This is a genomic window from Prosthecobacter debontii (genome assembly GCF_900167535.1).
GTDB classification, from domain to species: domain Bacteria; phylum Verrucomicrobiota; class Verrucomicrobiia; order Verrucomicrobiales; family Verrucomicrobiaceae; genus Prosthecobacter; species Prosthecobacter debontii.
The window spans coordinates 384,245-402,576 of record NZ_FUYE01000004.1 but is presented as its reverse complement, the minus strand read 5'-3'; the positions used below and the strand labels follow the sequence as shown (position 1 = coordinate 402,576).

At 55.7% G+C, this 18,332-nt stretch carries 14 protein-coding genes and 1 pseudogene; 6 read left to right on the top strand and 9 right to left on the bottom strand.

Going from position 1 to position 18,332, the window contains the following annotated elements; translation table 11 throughout:
• Positions 1-19 precede the first annotated feature (19 nt).
• A complete protein-coding gene (gene vccD / locus B5D61_RS08395; protein WP_078812883.1) occupies positions 20-679 on the top strand; it encodes a Verru_Chthon cassette protein D in 660 nt (219 codons plus the stop codon).
• A gap of 261 nt (positions 680-940) precedes the next feature.
• Complete coding sequence (obgE, locus tag B5D61_RS08390) at positions 941-1,984, top strand: GTPase ObgE (RefSeq protein ID WP_078812882.1); 1,044 nt, start codon at positions 941-943, stop codon at positions 1,982-1,984.
• A 21-nt stretch (positions 1,985-2,005) separates the two neighbouring features.
• Here obgE and B5D61_RS08385 read toward each other — a convergent pair whose 3' ends face one another.
• Positions 2,006-3,835: a hypothetical protein gene (locus tag B5D61_RS08385; RefSeq protein ID WP_139373140.1), complete on the bottom strand. Its 1,830-nt coding sequence runs from the start codon at positions 3,833-3,835 to the stop codon at positions 2,006-2,008.
• 139 nt (positions 3,836-3,974) lie between these two features.
• On the opposite strand from B5D61_RS08385, the gene B5D61_RS08380 reads away from it, so the two are divergent.
• Positions 3,975-6,824, top strand: a complete 2,850-nt coding sequence (locus B5D61_RS08380; protein ID WP_078812880.1) for a DUF1553 domain-containing protein — start codon at positions 3,975-3,977, stop codon at positions 6,822-6,824.
• 492 nt (positions 6,825-7,316) lie between these two features.
• On the opposite strand, the gene B5D61_RS08375 is transcribed toward B5D61_RS08380, so the two are convergent.
• The gene (locus tag B5D61_RS08375; RefSeq protein WP_078812879.1) at positions 7,317-7,991 is read right to left on the bottom strand and encodes a response regulator; all 675 of its coding nucleotides are present in this window, start codon (positions 7,989-7,991) and stop codon (positions 7,317-7,319) included.
• A gap of 208 nt (positions 7,992-8,199) precedes the next feature.
• Here B5D61_RS08375 and B5D61_RS08370 point away from each other — a divergent pair, with 208 nt between their 5' ends.
• On the top strand, positions 8,200-9,009 hold the full coding sequence (locus tag B5D61_RS08370) for a cysteine peptidase family C39 domain-containing protein (protein ID WP_078812878.1): 810 nt from the start codon (positions 8,200-8,202) through the stop codon (positions 9,007-9,009).
• Between the two features lie 36 nt (positions 9,010-9,045).
• On the opposite strand, the gene B5D61_RS08365 is transcribed toward B5D61_RS08370, so the two are convergent.
• From B5D61_RS08365 to B5D61_RS08345, 4 genes are all read right to left on the bottom strand, one after another.
• A complete protein-coding gene (locus B5D61_RS08365) occupies positions 9,046-10,086 on the bottom strand; it encodes a sugar ABC transporter substrate-binding protein (RefSeq protein ID WP_078812877.1) in 1,041 nt (346 codons plus the stop codon).
• A 46-nt stretch (positions 10,087-10,132) separates the two neighbouring features.
• On the bottom strand, positions 10,133-10,627 hold the full coding sequence (locus tag B5D61_RS08360) for a low molecular weight protein-tyrosine-phosphatase (RefSeq protein WP_078812876.1): 495 nt from the start codon (positions 10,625-10,627) through the stop codon (positions 10,133-10,135).
• A gap of 74 nt (positions 10,628-10,701) precedes the next feature.
• Positions 10,702-12,660 (bottom strand): threonine--tRNA ligase, encoded by a 1,959-nt coding sequence (thrS, locus tag B5D61_RS08355; protein ID WP_078812875.1) that lies wholly within the window; start codon positions 12,658-12,660, stop codon positions 10,702-10,704.
• 491 nt (positions 12,661-13,151) lie between these two features.
• Positions 13,152-14,087, bottom strand: a complete 936-nt coding sequence (locus B5D61_RS08345) for a LysR family transcriptional regulator (RefSeq protein ID WP_078812873.1) — start codon at positions 14,085-14,087, stop codon at positions 13,152-13,154.
• A gap of 73 nt (positions 14,088-14,160) precedes the next feature.
• On the opposite strand from B5D61_RS08345, the gene B5D61_RS08340 reads away from it, so the two are divergent.
• Positions 14,161-14,952, top strand: a complete 792-nt coding sequence (locus B5D61_RS08340) for an SDR family oxidoreductase (RefSeq protein ID WP_078812872.1) — start codon at positions 14,161-14,163, stop codon at positions 14,950-14,952.
• A 181-nt stretch (positions 14,953-15,133) separates the two neighbouring features.
• Here the strand turns inward: B5D61_RS08340 and B5D61_RS26985 are convergent, their stop codons facing one another.
• Complete coding sequence (locus B5D61_RS26985) at positions 15,134-15,268, bottom strand: hypothetical protein (RefSeq protein ID WP_281251760.1); 135 nt, start codon at positions 15,266-15,268, stop codon at positions 15,134-15,136.
• A gap of 79 nt (positions 15,269-15,347) precedes the next feature.
• Between B5D61_RS26985 and B5D61_RS08330 the strand changes: the two are divergent.
• Positions 15,348-16,171, top strand: a pseudogene (locus tag B5D61_RS08330) (DDE-type integrase/transposase/recombinase); the annotation flags it as partial.
• A 210-nt stretch (positions 16,172-16,381) separates the two neighbouring features.
• Here the strand turns inward: B5D61_RS08330 and B5D61_RS08325 are convergent.
• Together B5D61_RS08325 and B5D61_RS08320 are read right to left on the bottom strand one after the other, a co-directional pair.
• Positions 16,382-16,660 carry a hypothetical protein gene (locus B5D61_RS08325; protein WP_078812870.1) on the bottom strand — a complete coding sequence of 93 codons (279 nt, stop codon included), beginning with the start codon at positions 16,658-16,660 and terminating at the stop codon, positions 16,382-16,384.
• A 2-nt stretch (positions 16,661-16,662) separates the two neighbouring features.
• A complete protein-coding gene (locus tag B5D61_RS08320; RefSeq protein WP_078812869.1) occupies positions 16,663-18,222 on the bottom strand; it encodes a TIR domain-containing protein in 1,560 nt (519 codons plus the stop codon).
• Between the last annotated feature and the right edge of the window lie 110 nt (positions 18,223-18,332).

Below are 18,332 nucleotides of genomic sequence, written 5' to 3'. Positions count from 1 at the left end.
GCTAGCTCTCTAGATCATCATGAAGAGTTCACTTTTTTCACTGCATCACCAATCTCAACGCAGCAAGGCTTTCACCTTGCTCGAAAGTCTGTGTGTCATTCTCATTCTGAGTCTTCTTCTGGCCTTGGCTGCACCACCGATGCTAAGCATCATCAGAGCTAGCCGACTGACAGCTGCGGGCGAGTTTTTAACAGGCAAACTGGTGGAGGCACAAGGGCTGGCGATCACCTTTTCCTCTGATGTGGAACTGCGTTTTTATAAAGCACCTTCAGCGGTCACAGCGGATGGTCGTTCGGGGCAGGCCGTGCAGCTTTTTCATTGGGTCGAAGGTGACGCGGATGCTTCTTCAACAGAGGAGGAGACCTCTCATGCCGCAACCCAACTCGAAAAAATAGGGCCGCGTGAAACTTTGCCGGACGGCATCGCTCTCAGTGAAAATCCAGATTTTTCCAGTGTATGGACCTTGCCTTCCGAGGAAGAGTTAGCGGCCGATGGATCGCGTGAGTATGTGGCCATTCGGTTCAGACCTGATGGTTCCACAGATCTTCCTGAGGTGGGAGTTTGGCATTTCACGCTCATCGAGCATCCAGCCGTTTCCTCTGAAAAGCTCCCTGCCAATTTCTACACCGTTCAAATCGATCCTGTGACAGCTAAACTGGAGGTGTATCGGCCTGAGTGAGACGGCTGAATGAGGCGCAAGCCATCCTGTGAGATTCCGGGGGGCCGCCCCCCTTGCTGCCCGATATTCTTCCCTAAAGACCAGCAAAGCAGTCAAGGTACTCGCGGGTTCAAAAACACCTGCAGGAGAAGATGCCCGTCCTGCCGCGAGTGCTAAGGTTACCTGTATAGTAGGGCTTTCCACCCGCCGAAATGCCCCATACTGACAATAAAAGCGCGAACGGCTTGAGTCAGGCGGGAAACCGGGTTACATGCCCGGTTCATGTTTGTCGACCAAATCAAAGTTTACGCTCGCGCTGGCAAAGGCGGGGATGGAAGCATGCACTTTCATCGCGGTAAGTTTCGTCCCAAAGGCGGCCCGGATGGCGGTGATGGAGGGCGCGGAGGGGATGTGATTCTCAAGGTGGACTCCAGCACGAACACGCTGCGGCAGTTTTTCTTCAATGCCAAGCTGATCGCCCAAGACGGTCATAAAGGCGGGGGCAATCTTTGCACCGGCCAGAGCGCGGATAATGAGATTTTCAAGGTCCCAAGCGGAACCGTCGTCTCCAAGATCATTGAGGAAGAGGATCCTGAGACGGGCGACATCGTCACTCGTTATGAGCCATTTGCAGATCTAACCGATGTAGGTCAGGAATTTGTGCTCTGCAAAGGTGGCAAGGGTGGCAAAGGCAACGTGCATTTTAAAACGAGCACCCACCAAGCGCCCCGTGAATTCACTCCTGGAGATGAAGGGGAAGAAGGTTTTTTCCATTTTGAACTCCGAAGCATTGCTGATGCTGGATTTGTCGGTTTTCCGAATGCAGGCAAATCCACCCTGCTGTCCAAACTGAGCGCGGCTCGCCCCAAGATTGCCAATTATCCGTTCACCACTCTACAACCGATGGTGGGAGTGATCCATTTTGGCGACCATCGTCGCGGCACCTTGGCGGATATCCCTGGCCTAATCAAGGGAGCTCACCAGAACATAGGACTGGGACATGATTTCCTGCGCCACATCATGCGCTGCCGCATTCTTCTCTTCGTGGTGGACGCCGCTGGCACTGAAGGGCGGGACCCCGTGGCGGACCTGGAAATCGTGCGCAAAGAGGTCTCTCTTTATTCCAAAGAGCTGTCTAAACGCCCCTGGTTTATCTTGGCTAATAAGATCGATGTTGAGGGGGCTGAAGAGAACGTGGAGCGGATCAAAGACCGCTTCAAACGAGTGAAGATCTTCCCAATCTCCGCCGAATCCGAGCAGGGGCTGGATAAATTGCGGGCATTTCTCGATAAAAAAATCGGGCAGACTTTTGAGGTTCTTAAATAATCGCTCGGGTTGGTTCTGAACTCAGGGAGTCCCAGGGGCTCCCCTGAGTTCAGCCGACTGTATGGGCCTCGCAGTCGGTGGAAAAAAGAGCTCCACCGCACGGCGCAGCTCGGGAGACTGGCGGCTGGCCTCATAGATGGCATCGGGGATCCCACGGCTCTTTGCGAACAAATGATAGGCCCCGAGAGCTTCAAAGGCGGCGTTAAGCGAGCCGTTCATTGGTAGGTAGCTGTGACCGGTAATGCTGATGGTTTCAACCAGTCCCCAGGGGGGGAAATAGCCCGCTTTCTCCATCCGCTCTAGGAGAGCATAAGTCTCGGCGGGCTGAGTCAATGAAGCTGACATCAGGATGTAGTGCGGATGAATCATCGCTTGATCGGGCAAGTCCACCCCACCCACTTGGTAGCGATCTCCATGTTCTCCTTCCCCAGCCGAGAGTCCGTAAATTCCCAACCGGGCGGGTAGGCTCTGCGGCCAAGTGCGCTGGATATACTGGCGCTGAGCTTCCAGCATACGCACCCTTGCACTACGCCATTTCACGCCATCCAATGAATCAGGCTCATCACGATCAAAATCTGGATAAAAGAGACTTTGGATTTCAGGGATAAAGCCCGTGCCTTGCCACGCCTGCCCGGGACGTTCCATTTTCACCTGAGGCGTATGATCGTTGACAATACGTTCTAACATTTTGACGAGCGCAGACTCGCCCCCCCAGTCATTCCAGCCGTGAGGGAGAATGCTACGACCATCATCCTTTAAACCATGGCTGATGCTACCATCGGTGAGATGGAGGGACTTGAAATCGATCTGGTCCACAGCCGAGAGTAACTCCATCTTTAAGTCTTCATCGTGCAGAGTTTCGGCCGCAAGGAGCAGACCATGATAGTAGATGGCCGTATCGACAGAACTGAACTCCGTGCCTGGGTGAATGGCGTAACCCGTGGCTGTGCGACGCACAAAGTGGGGCAACAAGCCGTAGGGATGATCCAGGCTGCGGACCGCTTTGTGAATGGTGCGAATGATCTTCGAGGCATCCTTCTGACTCACCATGGAAAGTGGCGGCCGAGAAACCGCAGCCGTCATCAGGGCAAACATGCCTGTTGAGCTCACTGACTCGAAGGCACCCGCCTCCGTATGAGCTCGATCTCGCACAAAGCCCGAACTGGCATCATAACAACGTGCGAGTTTGGCGTAGCATGCGGCGACGACGTATTCATCGAAGGGAATCGCAGGTAGTTCCACGCCCAGATTGAGGTTGTCCACACACACCTCACTGCCAGATTCAGCCGTCCAGTTGATTAACTTGGCGTTCCGAATGGCCATGGAAGGCACGGGCAGAATGTAAGTTTCACACTCGGGTTTATCGACCGTTAAAACCTCACTCCACAACATCTCCTGCGTGTTGGATTTGATCTCCAGCTTGAGCCGACCTTGGCCCTTAGCCTGAAGCATCACACTGACCACCTTCGGCTGGTACTTTGCCGTTATAAAGACTGGCCAAGGAGCCTCAAAATCCATCACCTCCGAGGACTCGCGAGCCAATCCGGCTAAACTATGCCAAAGACCTGCCCAAGAGTCTGGATCTTGCCCGAGATGCACACAGATCTCATCACTCTGCCACTGAATCGTGTGTTCTGCTGGCCCATGAAACCCGAAGTCGGTTCCCAAATGAGTGTAGGAAACAAATGAATTGAGCCGCTGCGTGCCTTCGACTGGCATCTGGGCTCTACCGGGCTGAATGCGGATGAAGTATTCTTGCACAGGCTGCCACACCAGTCGTGACACAGGTTGAGCAGAGGCAGATGCGACAAAGATACTGAGCAGGGCTGCGCTGGTTGGGAAAAAACGCATGAAAAGGGAACAGTAAAGGTGGTTACGCTTCGAATGGCAATTCCGTTTATCATTCTCATTCTGCATATCGAATGCCACATCACTTCAGGACTCTCAGTTGAAAGAGGCCTTCGGTATCGTTCGTTTACTTAGATCGATCATGCTGAATGCCATTCCGCGAACCCTTCGTTGGCTCTTGCCGTTGCTTCCAGCCGCAGGTTTTGGCGCGGTGGCTGAACCAGCTGATTTTTTCGAAAAGCGCATTCGCCCGCTGCTGCTGGAGCATTGCATGGAGTGCCACGGTGCGGAGAAACAAAAGGGCAGTCTTCGTCTGGATCACCGAGCGGGCTGGGAAACTGGAGGGGACTCGGGGCCAAGCATCGTGCCAGGCAGGCTCGACGAGAGTCTTCTCTGGAAAGCGGTGAGTTATGCCGACCGCGATCTCAAGATGCCACCCAAACAAAAGCTGCCTGAGTCTGCCCTACAGGATCTGAAGGCGTGGATCAGCAGCGGGGCTCACGACCCACGAGATCAGGCCCCTGAAGCCAGTGGTGCCTACAGCAGCCCGAAGGCTGATGGCAGCTTCTGGTCCTTCCAATCGCCGAAGGTCACGCAGCCACCTCCCGTTCAACAGCGGAAGTGGCCAGCAAACACCATTGATCAATTCATCTTGGCTCGGCTGGAACGTGCGGGTGGACAACCGGAAGAGCAAGCTCCTTCATCCGTCTTGGTGCGCCGTTTGGCATTCGATCTGACCGGCCTCCCTCCTGAAAGGGTCTCGACCCAAGATCTCAGCGATGCCGAGTATGAAGCTATGGTAGATTCCTTGTTAGCCTCGCCTGCTTTTGCGGAACGCTGGGCTTCGCATTTCATGGATATCACCCGCTTTGCGGAATCCTCGGGTGGAGGACGTTCGCTGCCTTTTAAGGATGCTTGGCGTTTTCGTGATTATCTGCTGGAGACTCTGCAAGCCGATGTGCCGGTTGATCGCATGATCATGCAGATGATTGCGGGGGATCTGCTTCCAGCCAAGACCGCTTCAGAGCGCCGCCAAAATTTAACCGCGACTGGCTTCCTCGCACTAGGCCCAACCAACTATGAGGAGCAGGACAAGCAAATGCTGCGGATGGATATCGTGGACGAGCAGCTTGATACGCTGGGCAAGTCTTTCATGGGGATGACCATCGGCTGCGCACGCTGTCATGATCACAAGTTCGACCCCATCTCCACTCGGGACTACTACGCGCTGGCGGGCATCATGCGGAGCACGAAGACGCTCAAAAACTACACGGACAATGTCGCCCATTGGATTGACACTCCCCTGCCCTTCGAGGGAGAGGAAGAGCGCCTCATGCAAGCAAAGGAGCGAGAAGTAGCCCGCCTATCCGAGGCCATCGCCACACTGAAAGATGAGCTGCGCGATGTGGGAGGAGCGACTTTGCGCCAACGACCAACGCTGACGACAGCAGACTTGCCCGGCATCGTTGTGGACGACAGTGAAGCGCAAAAAGTGGGCTTCTGGAAAGAGAGCAAACTTTACCCGCCTTACATCAATGGTGGTTACTGCCACGATCACAATGAAGGCAAAGGTGAGAAAACACTGACCTTCACGCCCAAGCTGCCAGTTGCAGGTCGTTACGAAGTGCGACTGGCCTACATCGCGGGTCCTGGCCGTGCAGAGCGTATCCCTGCGACCATCTTCCACGCGGATGGTGAAGAGCTGGTTTATTTCAAACAAGCCACCGAGAGTCTGAAAGGATTGCAGTTCGTTTCTCTCGGCACCTACCGGTTTGAAAAGACCGGGCAAAACTTTGTGATGCTTTCCAATGCCGGGGCTGAAGGTTATGTCACGGCTGATGCTATCCAATTTGTCCCGGCTGACGCAGATATGCCTGAAATGCCTTCCGCTATAGCAAGCGAGGCCGAGAGCCAAATCAAAGGCCGAATGGATGAGCTGCAGAAGGAATTGAAAGCCGTCCAGAAGGAAGGACCGACGCGCATGGAAGCGATGACGGTTCTTGAGGATGAAAAGCCGGAGGACGCGCCTATCCATATCCGTGGCAATATCCGTAACCTCGGAGCCAAGGTGCCTCGCGGTTTCATCCAAGTGGCAATGACGCCGGACACACCCGCCATTCCGAAAGAACAAAGCGGACGCCTACAACTGGCTCAGTGGATGACCAGTCCAGAGCATCCCCTCACGGCTAGAGTGTTTGTCAATCGCGTCTGGCATTGGCTCTTCGGGGCGGGCCTTGTGCGCACCACCGATAATTTTGGCATCACTGGAGAGCTTCCTTCCCATCCTGAACTGCTGGACTACCTTGCTGTGAAGTTCATGGAGGACGGGTGGAATCTGAAGCGATTGGTTAAAGAATTGGTCATGACCCGCACCTATCGCATGCGCAGTGACGGTGCCGGACTGAAGGATGATCCTGACAATCGTCTTCTCGCACACATGAACCGCAAACGCCTGGACGCTGAATGCATTCGAGACACCATGTTGGTCGCCTCGGGCACTTTGGATTCCGGCTGGGCTGGTCCGAATGTTACCGATGCCAAGGCCGTCAATGCCAACGATTCCAAGGTTCAAAATCTCGAATACAACTTCACGTTCAGCGACAGTCGCCGCAGCGTTTACACCGCCGCTTTCCGAAATGTCCGTCACCCTCTGTTTGAGGTCTTCGACTTCGCTGACATCAATCAACCCATTGCTCAGCGAACGACCAGCACCATCGCGCCTCAGGCTTTGTATCTCATGAATCACCCCCAAGTGATCGAGATGGCACGCAGCACGGCGGCAATGGTCATGAATCAGGATAACGATCAAGGGATTCGTCAGGCTTATCGCCTGAGTCTCAGCCGCGAGCCAGCCCCCAAGGAACTCGCGCTTGCTACGGATTACTTGGAAGCCTCCATTTCTGGCAATGCCACGGACGAAGAAAGGCAGGATGCTTGGGCACGTTTGGTGCAGACTCTCTGGGCAACTGCGGAGTTCCGTTTTCTTCAATAACTCGCATTCACCGAATGCCCCTTTATGGGGTAACCTGATCCTTCTGGGTCGGAGACTCCGAGTGCGGTGCCGCCTACTCGAGAGGCGCAATGTCAGACGAAGGGACGGACGAGTAATGAACCGAAAAGAAACGATTCCATTTAAAAGGACAACATGGATGGACTTAAAGTTTTGAGAAAGGGAGGCAAACCCGCCTTCGCTGGGCAATCCCTTTGGTCGGCAAGGACCGACGTGAATTGAATGAACGACAGGTTAGTCTCGGGTCCCTTCAATAAACCCTGGAGTCCTTCGGTTTTGAACCCGCCAAAACAATCAGAGATTTGAAGCGAAATCCTTCAGCCACCCCGTTAATACCATCCAATTGGACAGGTCCGCACGAGGGCCATTGTTTCTATTCATCCCCAGCGGCTTCTCTGGTGCGAGATAAGGATGGAATGAATCGCACCCCCACGAACTCCTGAGGAGTTTTCCTCATCGCCTATCTTCGCTGCGTCAAGACATATACTTTAGGACCGCTTGTGTGCGGCTATTCACATGCAGCTTGGTGTAGATATTCCGCAGGTGGAAGCGAACGGTGGCATAGCTGACCCCCACTCGCCCAGCGATCTCTTTGGTCAAATATCCCTGTGCTAAAAACCCCAAGATCTCTTCCTCGCGAGCAGTCAGTGGATAGAGGCGGGGACTTTGAGCAGACTCATGAAAGGATTCGACGACCCTCCGCGCGACTGAGGCGCTCATGGGGGCTCCGCCCGCCCAGACATCTTGAATGCTCTGCACAAGGTCGTTCGGGTTGGAACTCTTGATCAAATATCCGCTCGCACCAGCTTTCAAGGCGCTGAACACCTTTTCAGAATCTTCGAAAGCCGTCAGCATGAGAATCTGGCAGCCGGGAACCTCCTTTTTCAGTGCGGAAATACAACTGATCCCATCCATGCCCGGCAGGAGAATATCCACCACGGCCACATCTGGCATGAGCCTGGCAACATTGGCCAGAGCATCTTCCGCACTGCCAAACTGATCCAACAAGTCTAGCGCCGGCGACTCTTGCACTGCAGCAGCGAGCATCACTCGCATCGCAGTGCTGTCCTCGATCAGAATGGTTCGAATCTGTCCGTTGTGCCGCCGACCTGGCACATGCTGACTCTCTAGCGGGTTGGCTTTTTTCATCTAGCTGACTATTGACCGGCGAATTTGACGCCGTCAAGCATCCCCCCTGCTAGCTACTCATCTGCAATTTATCACTAAAAAGATAACGAAAAAGATAACCACGAACATCGCCAGCCACTCGTGTTCGATCTGAAAGTTGTCTTGTTTTACGGGAACGCTTCCAGCATCGTGGGCAGGCAAAACATTGGACTTTTCACCTTCCTTTCCCATGAATCCCAATTGGTTCGGCATCTTCTGTGGCCTCGGCGCAATGGTTGCCTTTTTCCTCACCTACCTGACTGCGTGGAGGCGGCCCTTAGAGACTCGCAAACGCTGGGTATGGCTAATGCTCCTACTCATGCTCCCGGGCATGAGCTTCACCCTTTATTACACCCATTGGATCCATGTGCCCGGCTGGTATTATGAGTTTCGCTCGTGGCCCTTGACCGAACTTTGGTTAGTCGTCACAGGAGGAGCTCTCGGCCTCTTAGCCACCTTCAAGCATTCGGTCATCCGTATGCTTGCTTTGCTACTCACAGTGCTGTTGAGCACAGCGCCTTTCATCAAACCCTTTTTAGCTCCCTTTCATGACGGAGCCTTCAAAGATCTCTGGGACGGAGCCGTCTGCCGGCAGAGCACCTACTCCACCTGCGGGGCCGCGGCGGCCGCCAGTCTCCTACAACATCACGGCATAACGGTCCGTGAAGAAACCCTGGCAAAAGAAGCCCACTCCTATCAGGGTGGCACCGAGATTTGGTATTTGGCTCGATCTTTAAACAAACGTGGCCTAACCACGCACATGAATACCCGTGAAGGTTTACCCGACTTCCTTCAAGAACAGGAAAATCCCTCTCTGCTTCCAGCCATTGTCGGAGTTCGTTTTGGTCAGACCGGTCATTTCATCGCCGTGCTTTCTAGGCAAGGCGATCAATTCCACGTTGGAGACCCATTGCGTGGCAGTGAACTCCTCTCACGGGAAGAATTCATTCATCGTTATCAATTCACAGGTTTCTACATGACGGCCAGGCCACGTACATAGAGGTCCGTCGAGGCATTGCGAGGAAGCCGCATTCCCTCACTTCACATACACATCTTTCTCCGCACGGAATCCATCCTGGATCACCGTCTCGCGGAGATTGTCCTGAGTCACCGCAATGATGGGGAGAAAGACCGAGGGCACTTGGATCTTGCCGTTGTCACTGGCTTCTTGGGCAATGATCGGACGACCTGACGCTAACTTAACGGCCAAGGCTGCCGCTTGAGTCGCAAGCTGTTTGAGCGGCTTGTAAACGGTCATCGTCTGAGTTCCTGCCACGATGCGCTGACAGCCAGCCAAGTCCGCATCTTGCCCGGTGACGATAACCTTGCCAGCCAAGCCTTCCTCAATCAGGGCCTGAATCGCACCTCCGGCCGTGCCGTCGTTGCTTGCCAAGATCGCGTCAATCCCCTGCCCGGCTTTCGTGATTGCTGCATTGGTGATCTTCTTGGCGTTTTCGGGTTTCCAATCCTCCGCCCAATCTTCAAACACGACTTCGATGCGTCCTGCCTCGATCAGCGGCTTGAGGATGTTATCCTGTCCCTGTTTGAAAAGCACCGCATTGTTGTCGGTCTTCGCCCCATAGATGCGGATCAGACGCAGTTTGCCACTGGCAGGCAGACGATCCGCAATGAATTGAGCCTGCAGTTCTCCCACCTTCACATTGTCAAAGGTGATGTAGAGATCCGTATCCGCACCCGTGATCAGGCGATCATACGACAGCACGGGAATGCCCTCCGCGTGAGCCATCTCCACCGCACGCGCCATGGCGGCACCGTTGTGAGGGATGATCACCAAGGCATCCACTCCCCGTGTGATGAGGCTCTCCACATCACGGAGTTGGCGTGTGTCGTCACTGTTCGCAGACTCCACCATCACCTCGGCACCGAGTTCTTTGGCCTTCGCCACAAACAGGTCCCGGTCTCCGATCCAACGCTCCTCCTTGAGCGTGTCCATGCTCAGGCCGATGACCAAGGAACTCCGAGGCCCGGTGTCGCCCGCCTTGCCACGAGACAGAACCCAGCCGGTGGCCAGACTCAAAGCGCAGGAGGTGAGGACGAGAAGAATACGGGCATTCATGACACACACGGTTTAATTCACCGTAGCCCTGGCTGGCGAGTAAAAATCAATGGGAAGAGGCCAGTCTTTGCTGCACCCGCTGCAGCACCCCGGCACAGCCATCCTCAAGCAGGTCGAGCACCTTTTCAAAACCCTCAGCACCGCCGTAGTAGGGATCAGGCACCTCCGTCTCCTCATGCTCCGTGCAGAAGTCACAAAAAAGCCGGACCTTATCCTGATAACGCCCCTGACGATCAAAGGCACGGATATCCGCCTGATTGCTGCGATCCATCACCAGGACCAGATCAAAGTCAGCCAAATCACGATCCTGCACCTGTCGAGCTAAGCTCGTCAGCTCCAGACCCCGATTCGCCGCAGCCGCACGCATGCGCTGGTCGGCCCGCTTTCCGGTATGCCAGCCCGCTGTGCCGGCGGAATCAATGAAGACCGCATCGGCTAGCCCCGCGTCCTTCACCACCTGCTTCATCACCCCCTCCGCCGCTGGCGAACGACAGATGTTACCGAGACAGACAAAGAGGAGCTTAAAGGTGGGCGAGGCCATGGCGGATAAGATTGAAAACAAACTCCTGGTTAAACCGCAGGGCCTAACCAGGAGTCCACATTCGAGACAAAGACTTACAGCTTCCGCTCTTTCACTTCAGCCGTGATCTCAGCCAGGAAGTCATCCACGGACTTCACGCCCAGGTCACCACGCTTGCTGTGGCGCACGGCCACGCTGGCGGCCGCGGCTTCTTTCTCACCCAGCACCAGCATGTAAGGCACCTTATCCAGCTGCGCGTTACGGATCTTCGCACCGATCTTATCCGCGTCATTGTTCAGCGTCACCCGCAGGCCCGCGTCCTTCAGCTTGGCAAAGACTTCCGCCGCAAAGGCATCCACCTTCTCGCTGATGGTCAGCACGCGCACCTGTTCAGGAGCCAGCCAGGCTGGGAAGTGACCGGCAAAGTGCTCGATCAACACGCCCGTGAAGCGCTCCATGCTGCCAAACGGCGCACGGTGAATCATCACCGGACGGTGCGGCTTGTTATCAGGGCCGATGTAGCTCAGGTCAAAGCGGATCGGCAACTGGTAGTCCACCTGCACGGTGCCGAGCTGCCATTCACGACCGATCACGTCCTTCACCACGAAGTCAATCTTCGGTCCGTAGAAGGCGGCTTCACCGGGCTCTTCCGTGAAGGGCACCCCCAGCGTCTTCGCCGCCTCACGGCAGGCCGTTTCTGCACGATCCCACTGCTCAGGGTTACCCGTGTATTTGCCGCTGTCAGGATCACGCAGACCCACACGCACGCGGTAGTCCGTCATGCCCAGTGTATTGAGCACGATCTTCACCAGCGACAGACAGCCCAGCACCTCGGCCGCCACCTGATCTTCCGTGCAGAAAAGGTGCGCGTCATCCTGGGTAAAACCACGCACGCGGGTCATTCCATTCAGCTCACCACTCTGCTCCCAGCGATACACCGTGCCGAACTCGGCCAAGCGCACGGGCAGATCCCGATAACTGCGCGGCTGGCTGGCAAAGATTTTGATGTGGTGCGGGCAGTTCATCGGCTTCAGCAGGAAGCCGTCCAGCAGCTTCTCCGCATCCATCACCCGATCTTGGCCGATCACTTCACGCCCCGTGCGCTCATTGATCTGATGGGCAAATTGGGCCGACACTGCATCCAGGCGGGAGGTCATCTCCGCGCAGGAGCAGCCCTCATGTGCGATCTTCTCAAGCTGATCTTGCTCGATGATGGCCGGGAACTGAGCCTCTTTATAATAGGGGAAGTGACCGCTGGTTTTATACAGCGCCAGCTTGCCAATGTGCGGCGTGAAGACCTGGCTGTAGCCCTGCTTGCGCAGTTCCTCGCCGATGAAATTTTGCAGCTCCTGGCGCAGCACCGCACCATTCGGTGTCCACAGAATCAGGCCCTGGCCCACATCTTCATCGATGTGGAAAAGCTTCAGTTCCTTGCCCAGGCGGCGGTGGTCGCGCTTCTTCGCTTCCTCCAGACGCACAAAGTAAGCGTCCAGTTCCTCCTTGCTCGGGAAAGCGGTGCCATAGAGGCGTTGCAGCTGCCCCTTCGACTCATCGCCCATGTAGAAAGACGAGGAAACCGAGGTCAGTTTCACATACTTGCACTTGCCGCTGTAACCGACGTGAGGACCTGCGCAGAGGTCAATGAAGTCACCGTTCTGGAAGCAGGAGATCTGTTCGCCTTCGGGGATTTTGTCGATGAGATCCAGCTTGAAGATACTGGGATTGCCAGGACGCTCCGTGAGACCCCCGAGACGACCGCTCTCCGCCAGAGCCTTCGCTTCTTCACGGGAAACCCCCTTCCATTCAAATTTCTGATTCTCCTTGGAGATCTTTTTCATCTCCGCCTCGATCTTCTCGAAATCATCGGGGGTGATCCGGTGCTCCATCTTGAAGTCATAATAAAAGCCATTCTCGATCGGCGGTCCGTAGGCGAACTGCGCATCGGGCCAGAGGCGCAGGATCGCTGTGGCCATCACGTGAGCACAGGAGTGGCGCAGGCGCTCGATGTCGGACATCTGGGCGCGTTCTTCTAGGGTCTTGCGTTCGGTTGACATGGGAAAGGGGTCGTCATTCTGGCGCAGCTCTCAGAAATTGCGACATGAGATTTCTCCGTTTTCCACCACCCTTCACTTCCGTCCTCGGGCAGGCCGCCCCCACGCCTACCTGTCCCCCATGCGTGCTGACATGCCTCCCACAGGAGCATCTCTACCCCCCGGTCCACAGACATTCCCTCCTCTTCAACCGACTTCTCTCTCCATTCAGCCGACAAACCCCAGTCATCAGCTGATGGATAGTCTTCCGCAGGTGACCCCATGCTCTTGGTCACCTGCCCCGCCCGCCTCATTGGCGCATCAATCCATTGATGATCCACATCTTACACTCTTTTCATCCATCAAACCCTCCTCCTTGGTAGGAACAAGCCCCATTCTCCGCAGCCAACGGCGAAGGATGAGTGAGCCTCATCCGACTTGGGCTTCTGTGCTGTGTTCGACTCAGGTCCACGGCTTCGCCCCCCTTGCCCTTCCGATAAGATTGGCCCAGAACATCACTCCCGCCCGATCCCCCAACCACAGTCCCCGACCCGAGACAGGTGCTTCACGGCATAATCAATGAACGCGCTCACCCGCAGCGGCAGCAGACGATGCCCGGCGTAGATGACATGCACAGGGAGATCCGCCACCTTCCACTGAGGAAGGACCCGCACCAGCGTGCCCGCACGCAGATCGTCCTCGATCAACCAGGTGGGGAGCAAAGTGAGACCCAAAGCACAGCGGGCGGCCTCGCGCAGGCTCGTCACGCCCTCCGAGGTGAAGACCGGGGTAAAACTGTGCGTGTGAGAGTTGCCCTTCGGCCCCTGGAGAGTCAGCTCACGCACGCCCCAAAATTGCGACCCCGCCAGCGCCAGCCAGGGCCAGGCGGCGAGATCGGCAGGGGTCTTCAGGGCTGGTCGTTTTTTCACCAGCGCCGGAGCGGCCACCAGTTGCAGCGCGATGGACCCGGCCTTGCGAGCTACTACGCTTTCATCCGTGATGCGCCCTGGCAGCACCCCCACATCCGCACCTTCCTGGATCATGTGCAGGGGGCGATTGCTCAGAGATAAAGACGCCGTCATCTGTGGGTGATCATGCAAAAAGTGACTGATCAGCCGTGTCACTCCGAACTGCCCGCAATCCACCGTAGCAAACAAGCGCAGATGCCCGGTCAGCGTGGTGTGTTGCTCTCGCAAGCGCAGGTCCGCCGCCACCGCCTGAGTCAGCAGCACCCGAGCATCCTCCAGCAGGCGTATGCCGCCTTCGGTCAGGCTCATTTGATGCGTATCACGCCGCAGCAGGGCCATGCCACTGCGCTCCTCCAGCGTGCGCAGTTGACGGCTTAAAGCCGGCTGAGACAGCCCCAGACTGCGCGCTCCCGCCGAGATGCTGCCACAGTCCACGATGGCGATGAAGGCACGCAGGAGATTCAGATCTTCAAAAGCGGTCATGCAGTTTGGTTATAGCTGATATTGACCCGACACGGCTACCGATTTTCTCCGGCTGGAGAAAGATCCTCCTGCCATGCAAACCACATCCCCCTCCTCCACCACCACCGCCACCCAGCCCGGCAAAATCGTCGTCATCGGCGGCACCGGCCTCATTGGCAAACAAGTCGTGCAATCCCTGCGTCAGCAAGGTCACCAGGTCCTCGCCGCCTCCCCCTCTCAGGGCGTCAATGCCGTCACTGGCGAAGGTTTAGCCGAAGCCCTTCGCGGTGCCCACACCGTGGTGGATGTGTCCAATTCCCCCTCCTTTGAAGATCGCGCCGTCATGGACTTTTTCCAAGCCTCCACCACCCACCTCCTGGCCGCCAGCGCTGCCGCAGGCGTGCAGCACTTCATCGCCCTCTCGGTGGTCGGCACAGATCGCCTCCAGGCCGCCGGATACTTCCGCGCCAAGCTCGTGCAGGAAAACCTCATCCGCGCCTCCGGCCTCCCCTACACCCTCGTCCGCGCCACCCAGTTCTTTGAGTTCATCGGCAGCATTGCCCATGCCTCCACCGTGAATGACACCGTACGCCTGACCCCCGCTCGATTCCAACCCATCGCCGCCCACGACGTCGCTCAAGCCGTGACCGAAGCCGCCCTCGCCGCCGCCTACAACGGCCTCTACGACATCGCCGGTCCCCAGGCCCAGCCCATGACCGACTTCGTGACTACCTACCTCGAAGCTCAGGGGGACCCCCGCCGCGTCATGGCAGACCCCGCCGCAGGTTACTTCGGCACCCCCATCGATGACCAAAGCCTCGTGCCTCTCGGTGAAGCTAAACTCGGGGCAACGGATTTTAAAACCTGGTTAGAGCAGATCAAATAATCATGCAGCCGATCTCCAGATGGCTCCAATCCACGTTCAGGGAAGGACGAGCCCCGTTCTCCGTAGCCACCGGCGCAGAATGAATGTGTCTCGTCCGACTTCTCAAAGCAATGGGTCAAAGGTGGGGATGGTCATGGAAAGCTTGTTTAAACCGAATATTCACGGGATTGCATCACGAAAGCTATCCAACCGAATCAAAGGCTTGATAGAGAGCTTGGCTGGAGCTGATGATGAGACGTTCGGCTTTGGCAATCGCACCGAGACGCTTTTCAACGATCTGCCGCGATACACGTCCTGTGGCAGCGAGATAACACACCAGAGGATGTTGGAATTCTCCCCGAAAACTGAGCCGTGTTTAATGAGAGTCTGAGATGTGGTAAACATCGACAGACAACATGAAACGCAAAAGACATACCCCTGAAGAAATCATCAAGAAGCTGCGTGAGGCCGCGGGCCTCATCGCCGGAGGCAAAACCGCTGAAGAGGCTGCTCTGCAGATCGGCGTCAGCGTGCCGACCTATCATCGCTGGAAAGAGCAGCATGGAGGAGCGGAGAAGAGCACCGTCAAACGGCTCAAGGAACTGGAAAAGGAAAATGCCCGGCTTAAAAAGCTGGTGGCCGAGCAGGCTTTGGACAACGCGATGCTCAAGGAGATAGCGGAGGGAAAATGGTAAGCCCGGCGCGCAAACGCGAGGCGGTGGTGCACCTGGAAGGCAAGTTCCAGGTGTCCCAGCGCCGGGCCTGCAAGAGCCTTGTCCAGCCCCGCTCAACCCTGCGCTTGGGCAGCATCGAAGCAGGCAGCCAGAGGCAGCGTGCCCCGCAGATCAACGAGGTGTGGTGTTATGACTTTGTCTTTGACCAGACCGAGGACGGCAGGCGGCTCAAATGGCTGCCCATTTGCGACGAGTTCACGCGTGAAAACGTGGCGTTGGAAGTGGAGCGTAAAATGGAGGCAGCGGATGTGGTGAGGGTGCTTGAAGCCGCCGTCGCCCGGCGTGGGTGCGCGCCGAAATACATCCGCAGCGATAATGGTCCGGAGTTCGTCGCCAAAGTGGTGAGGAAGTGGATCGCCGAGAAAGGCTTTGAGACGCTCTACATCAAGCCAGGCAGCCCGTGGCAGAACGCATATAGTGAAAGCTTCAACAGCCGGATGAGGGACGAACTGCTCAACGTGGAGAGCTTTAGCACATTGCTGGAAGCGAAGGTGCTTGGCAAAGCGTAGCGGGAGGCCTACAACCATCAACGATTGCACTCTTTGTTAGGCTGACGGACCCCGGAGGAGTTCGCGCAGCAATGCCTTCAGGCCGCCTGCGCTCCGCTCCGTCAGCCTGAAGGCATTGCGAGTTCACAGACAACTTAGGAGTCTCCTCTCCCCATCGGTACCCAAGAGATCCCCCAACAAACCAACCCACCCGCCAGACTCAGACTCTCATAAAAACTGGCTCAAACTTCGGGGCACTCCAGAGGCATAATGTACCAAATGAAATCCTCGGTTCAGTTGATCGTTTAGTGGATCAGTAAGAATCGAGAGCAAATATTTATGTGCAGACTGTTCATTGTTGAGACAAATGGTCTGAATCAACAAAGTCCGTGCCAGAAAAAGTTGCTGGCGAGCGGCAACGTCCTGATCCAAAATATCCTCGCCGCTGCCGAGACTGGTCGCGGTGTCGATGACCTTATTTTCGACAGTGTTGGAGTCCGTGGACATGCCTAATAGGCGGTGGGTTTGAATTGCTCAACGAAGACGGACGCTTGCGATGCTATTTCAGCGGCTGCCCCGTCACCGGAGAGAACATAAAACGGCTTCCCCCGTAGAGCACATTGCCTGGACAGCATCTCTTTCTCGTAGTCGATCCAGTCTTGTATCTCATGGACGCCTAGCTTCGAGGCCCATTCATTTCGTCCTGTCTGTTGAGCCTGCTTTTGAAGCCTCTGTTTAACAATGCTGGCAGGCGTATCGAGATAGATGATAGCTTGATATATCTCCCACGCGGCATCCGGCATCACAGGCTGGATGCCATTGCGAGAATCAGGGTGGGGTTGCACGAGACTCCCCAGTCTCTCAGCTGGAAATGAATAGTGGGCATCCCCCACAAATACCCCGCAGGAGTTTTTGATTCGCTCTGCATGGAATCGAAACGCTTTTTGGCGGCCTTCCATCCGTCCTGCCTCTGACCGAAGCTTAAACTCCTCCAAGGACTCTTCATGAAACCGCTTCATATAGTCGCCAATCACTCCTGACTCTGAAAAGAATCGGCAGTTCATGACCCGTTGTTGAAGGTGTTCACAGAGCGTCGTTTTCCCGGCACCCGTGACACCATACACGCCAAACCTTGAGTTAGCGCCAACCACATGCCGATACCAGTTCCACCGATCGGAAACCGGAATACCTTTGTTATCGCTAAACATCAACCATCCTCCCAAAAGCGAGTCGTCCTCTTGAGACACTTTAAGTTGGAATGCTCCATGTGTCAGAGGACGTGCAGGCTGATACCATACACCAGTCAGCATATCAGTTCCGCTGAGGCTTGCGTGGATACGCTTCGTGCGGTTGTGATCAATTGAGGCTGTGTGGGGGCAGTTGTCGAGGCTTGGCACAATCCGACCAGTAAATTCATTCCTACTTTCTCGGCGAATCTCAATTATCTCCCGGTATTCGCTTCCATCAGTGTAATGAAATTCAGCTCTCCAAATACCTTCAATATGATGCGCGAGCGGCAACTCAGATTCGCCGCTCACCGTCGTCTTTTCGGGTGCTGGCAATGTTGCCTTCGGCTGAAGACTACCGACTAGAGCCAAGAACTGCTGTTTTTTTGCCTCCCAACGAGGAACGTTAGATATTGAGACGCGCAGTGCTGTCGTCAGTTCCTGAAAAAACTGATTCAGCCCGCTGTCCTGATCAACCTTGAGGATTTGGGTTGCTCCCAAAACACCCCCTACGTCGCCCGGACTCATTCTACCAGAAAGGAGCGGTATGACCCTGTGCGACATCGCCCATGCTGCTCCCATTTCCGCCAAACAGAATGGACGCTTGAGATAATTCTCAGTGATCAAAAGTAACACAACATCAGGCCTCCGGATCTGCTGCTTGATGTAGTCAATGAAACTTGCACCTGAGGGGATTCCAAGCCCCTCGAGTGCAGTGCAAAAGATGTTTGTCGAAGGGATTCCCATTCCCGTTTCGATCAAATCCACCAATGCATCCACGAGGGGCTTATCAGCATGAGCATGGCTGATAAAAATTCTCTTGGTTCGCTTTGTGGTGGCCATAATTGGTATCGCTCAAGAGTTCATAGTACTGTGTTGGTCCTCGCGCAGCACGGAACTGCCGAGGCTGGTCGCGGCGTCGAGGATCATCTGCTCGACTGTGTTGGATTCGG

Bases quoted from the DNA above. Each gene is read 5' to 3' on its own strand.
- B5D61_RS08370 (WP_078812878.1), top strand. From the start codon at position 8,200: ATGAATCCCAATTGGTTCGGCATCTTCTGTGGCCTCGGCGCAATGGTT.
- B5D61_RS08320 (WP_078812869.1), bottom strand. From the start codon at position 18,222: ATGGCCACCACAAAGCGAACCAAGAGAATTTTTATCAGCCATGCTCAT.
- B5D61_RS08340 (WP_078812872.1), top strand. From the start codon at position 14,161: ATGCAAACCACATCCCCCTCCTCCACCACCACCGCCACCCAGCCCGGC.
- B5D61_RS08375 (WP_078812879.1), bottom strand. From the start codon at position 7,991: ATGAAAAAAGCCAACCCGCTAGAGAGTCAGCATGTGCCAGGTCGGCGG.
- B5D61_RS08345 (WP_078812873.1), bottom strand. From the start codon at position 14,087: ATGACCGCTTTTGAAGATCTGAATCTCCTGCGTGCCTTCATCGCCATC.
- vccD (WP_078812883.1), top strand. From the start codon at position 20: ATGAAGAGTTCACTTTTTTCACTGCATCACCAATCTCAACGCAGCAAG.
- B5D61_RS08325 (WP_078812870.1), bottom strand. From the start codon at position 16,660: ATGTCCACGGACTCCAACACTGTCGAAAATAAGGTCATCGACACCGCG.
- B5D61_RS08365 (WP_078812877.1), bottom strand. From the start codon at position 10,086: ATGAATGCCCGTATTCTTCTCGTCCTCACCTCCTGCGCTTTGAGTCTG.
- B5D61_RS08360 (WP_078812876.1), bottom strand. From the start codon at position 10,627: ATGGCCTCGCCCACCTTTAAGCTCCTCTTTGTCTGTCTCGGTAACATC.
- obgE (WP_078812882.1), top strand. From the start codon at position 941: ATGTTTGTCGACCAAATCAAAGTTTACGCTCGCGCTGGCAAAGGCGGG.
- B5D61_RS08380 (WP_078812880.1), top strand. From the start codon at position 3,975: ATGCTGAATGCCATTCCGCGAACCCTTCGTTGGCTCTTGCCGTTGCTT.
- B5D61_RS08385 (WP_139373140.1), bottom strand. From the start codon at position 3,835: ATGCGTTTTTTCCCAACCAGCGCAGCCCTGCTCAGTATCTTTGTCGCA.
- thrS (WP_078812875.1), bottom strand. From the start codon at position 12,660: ATGTCAACCGAACGCAAGACCCTAGAAGAACGCGCCCAGATGTCCGAC.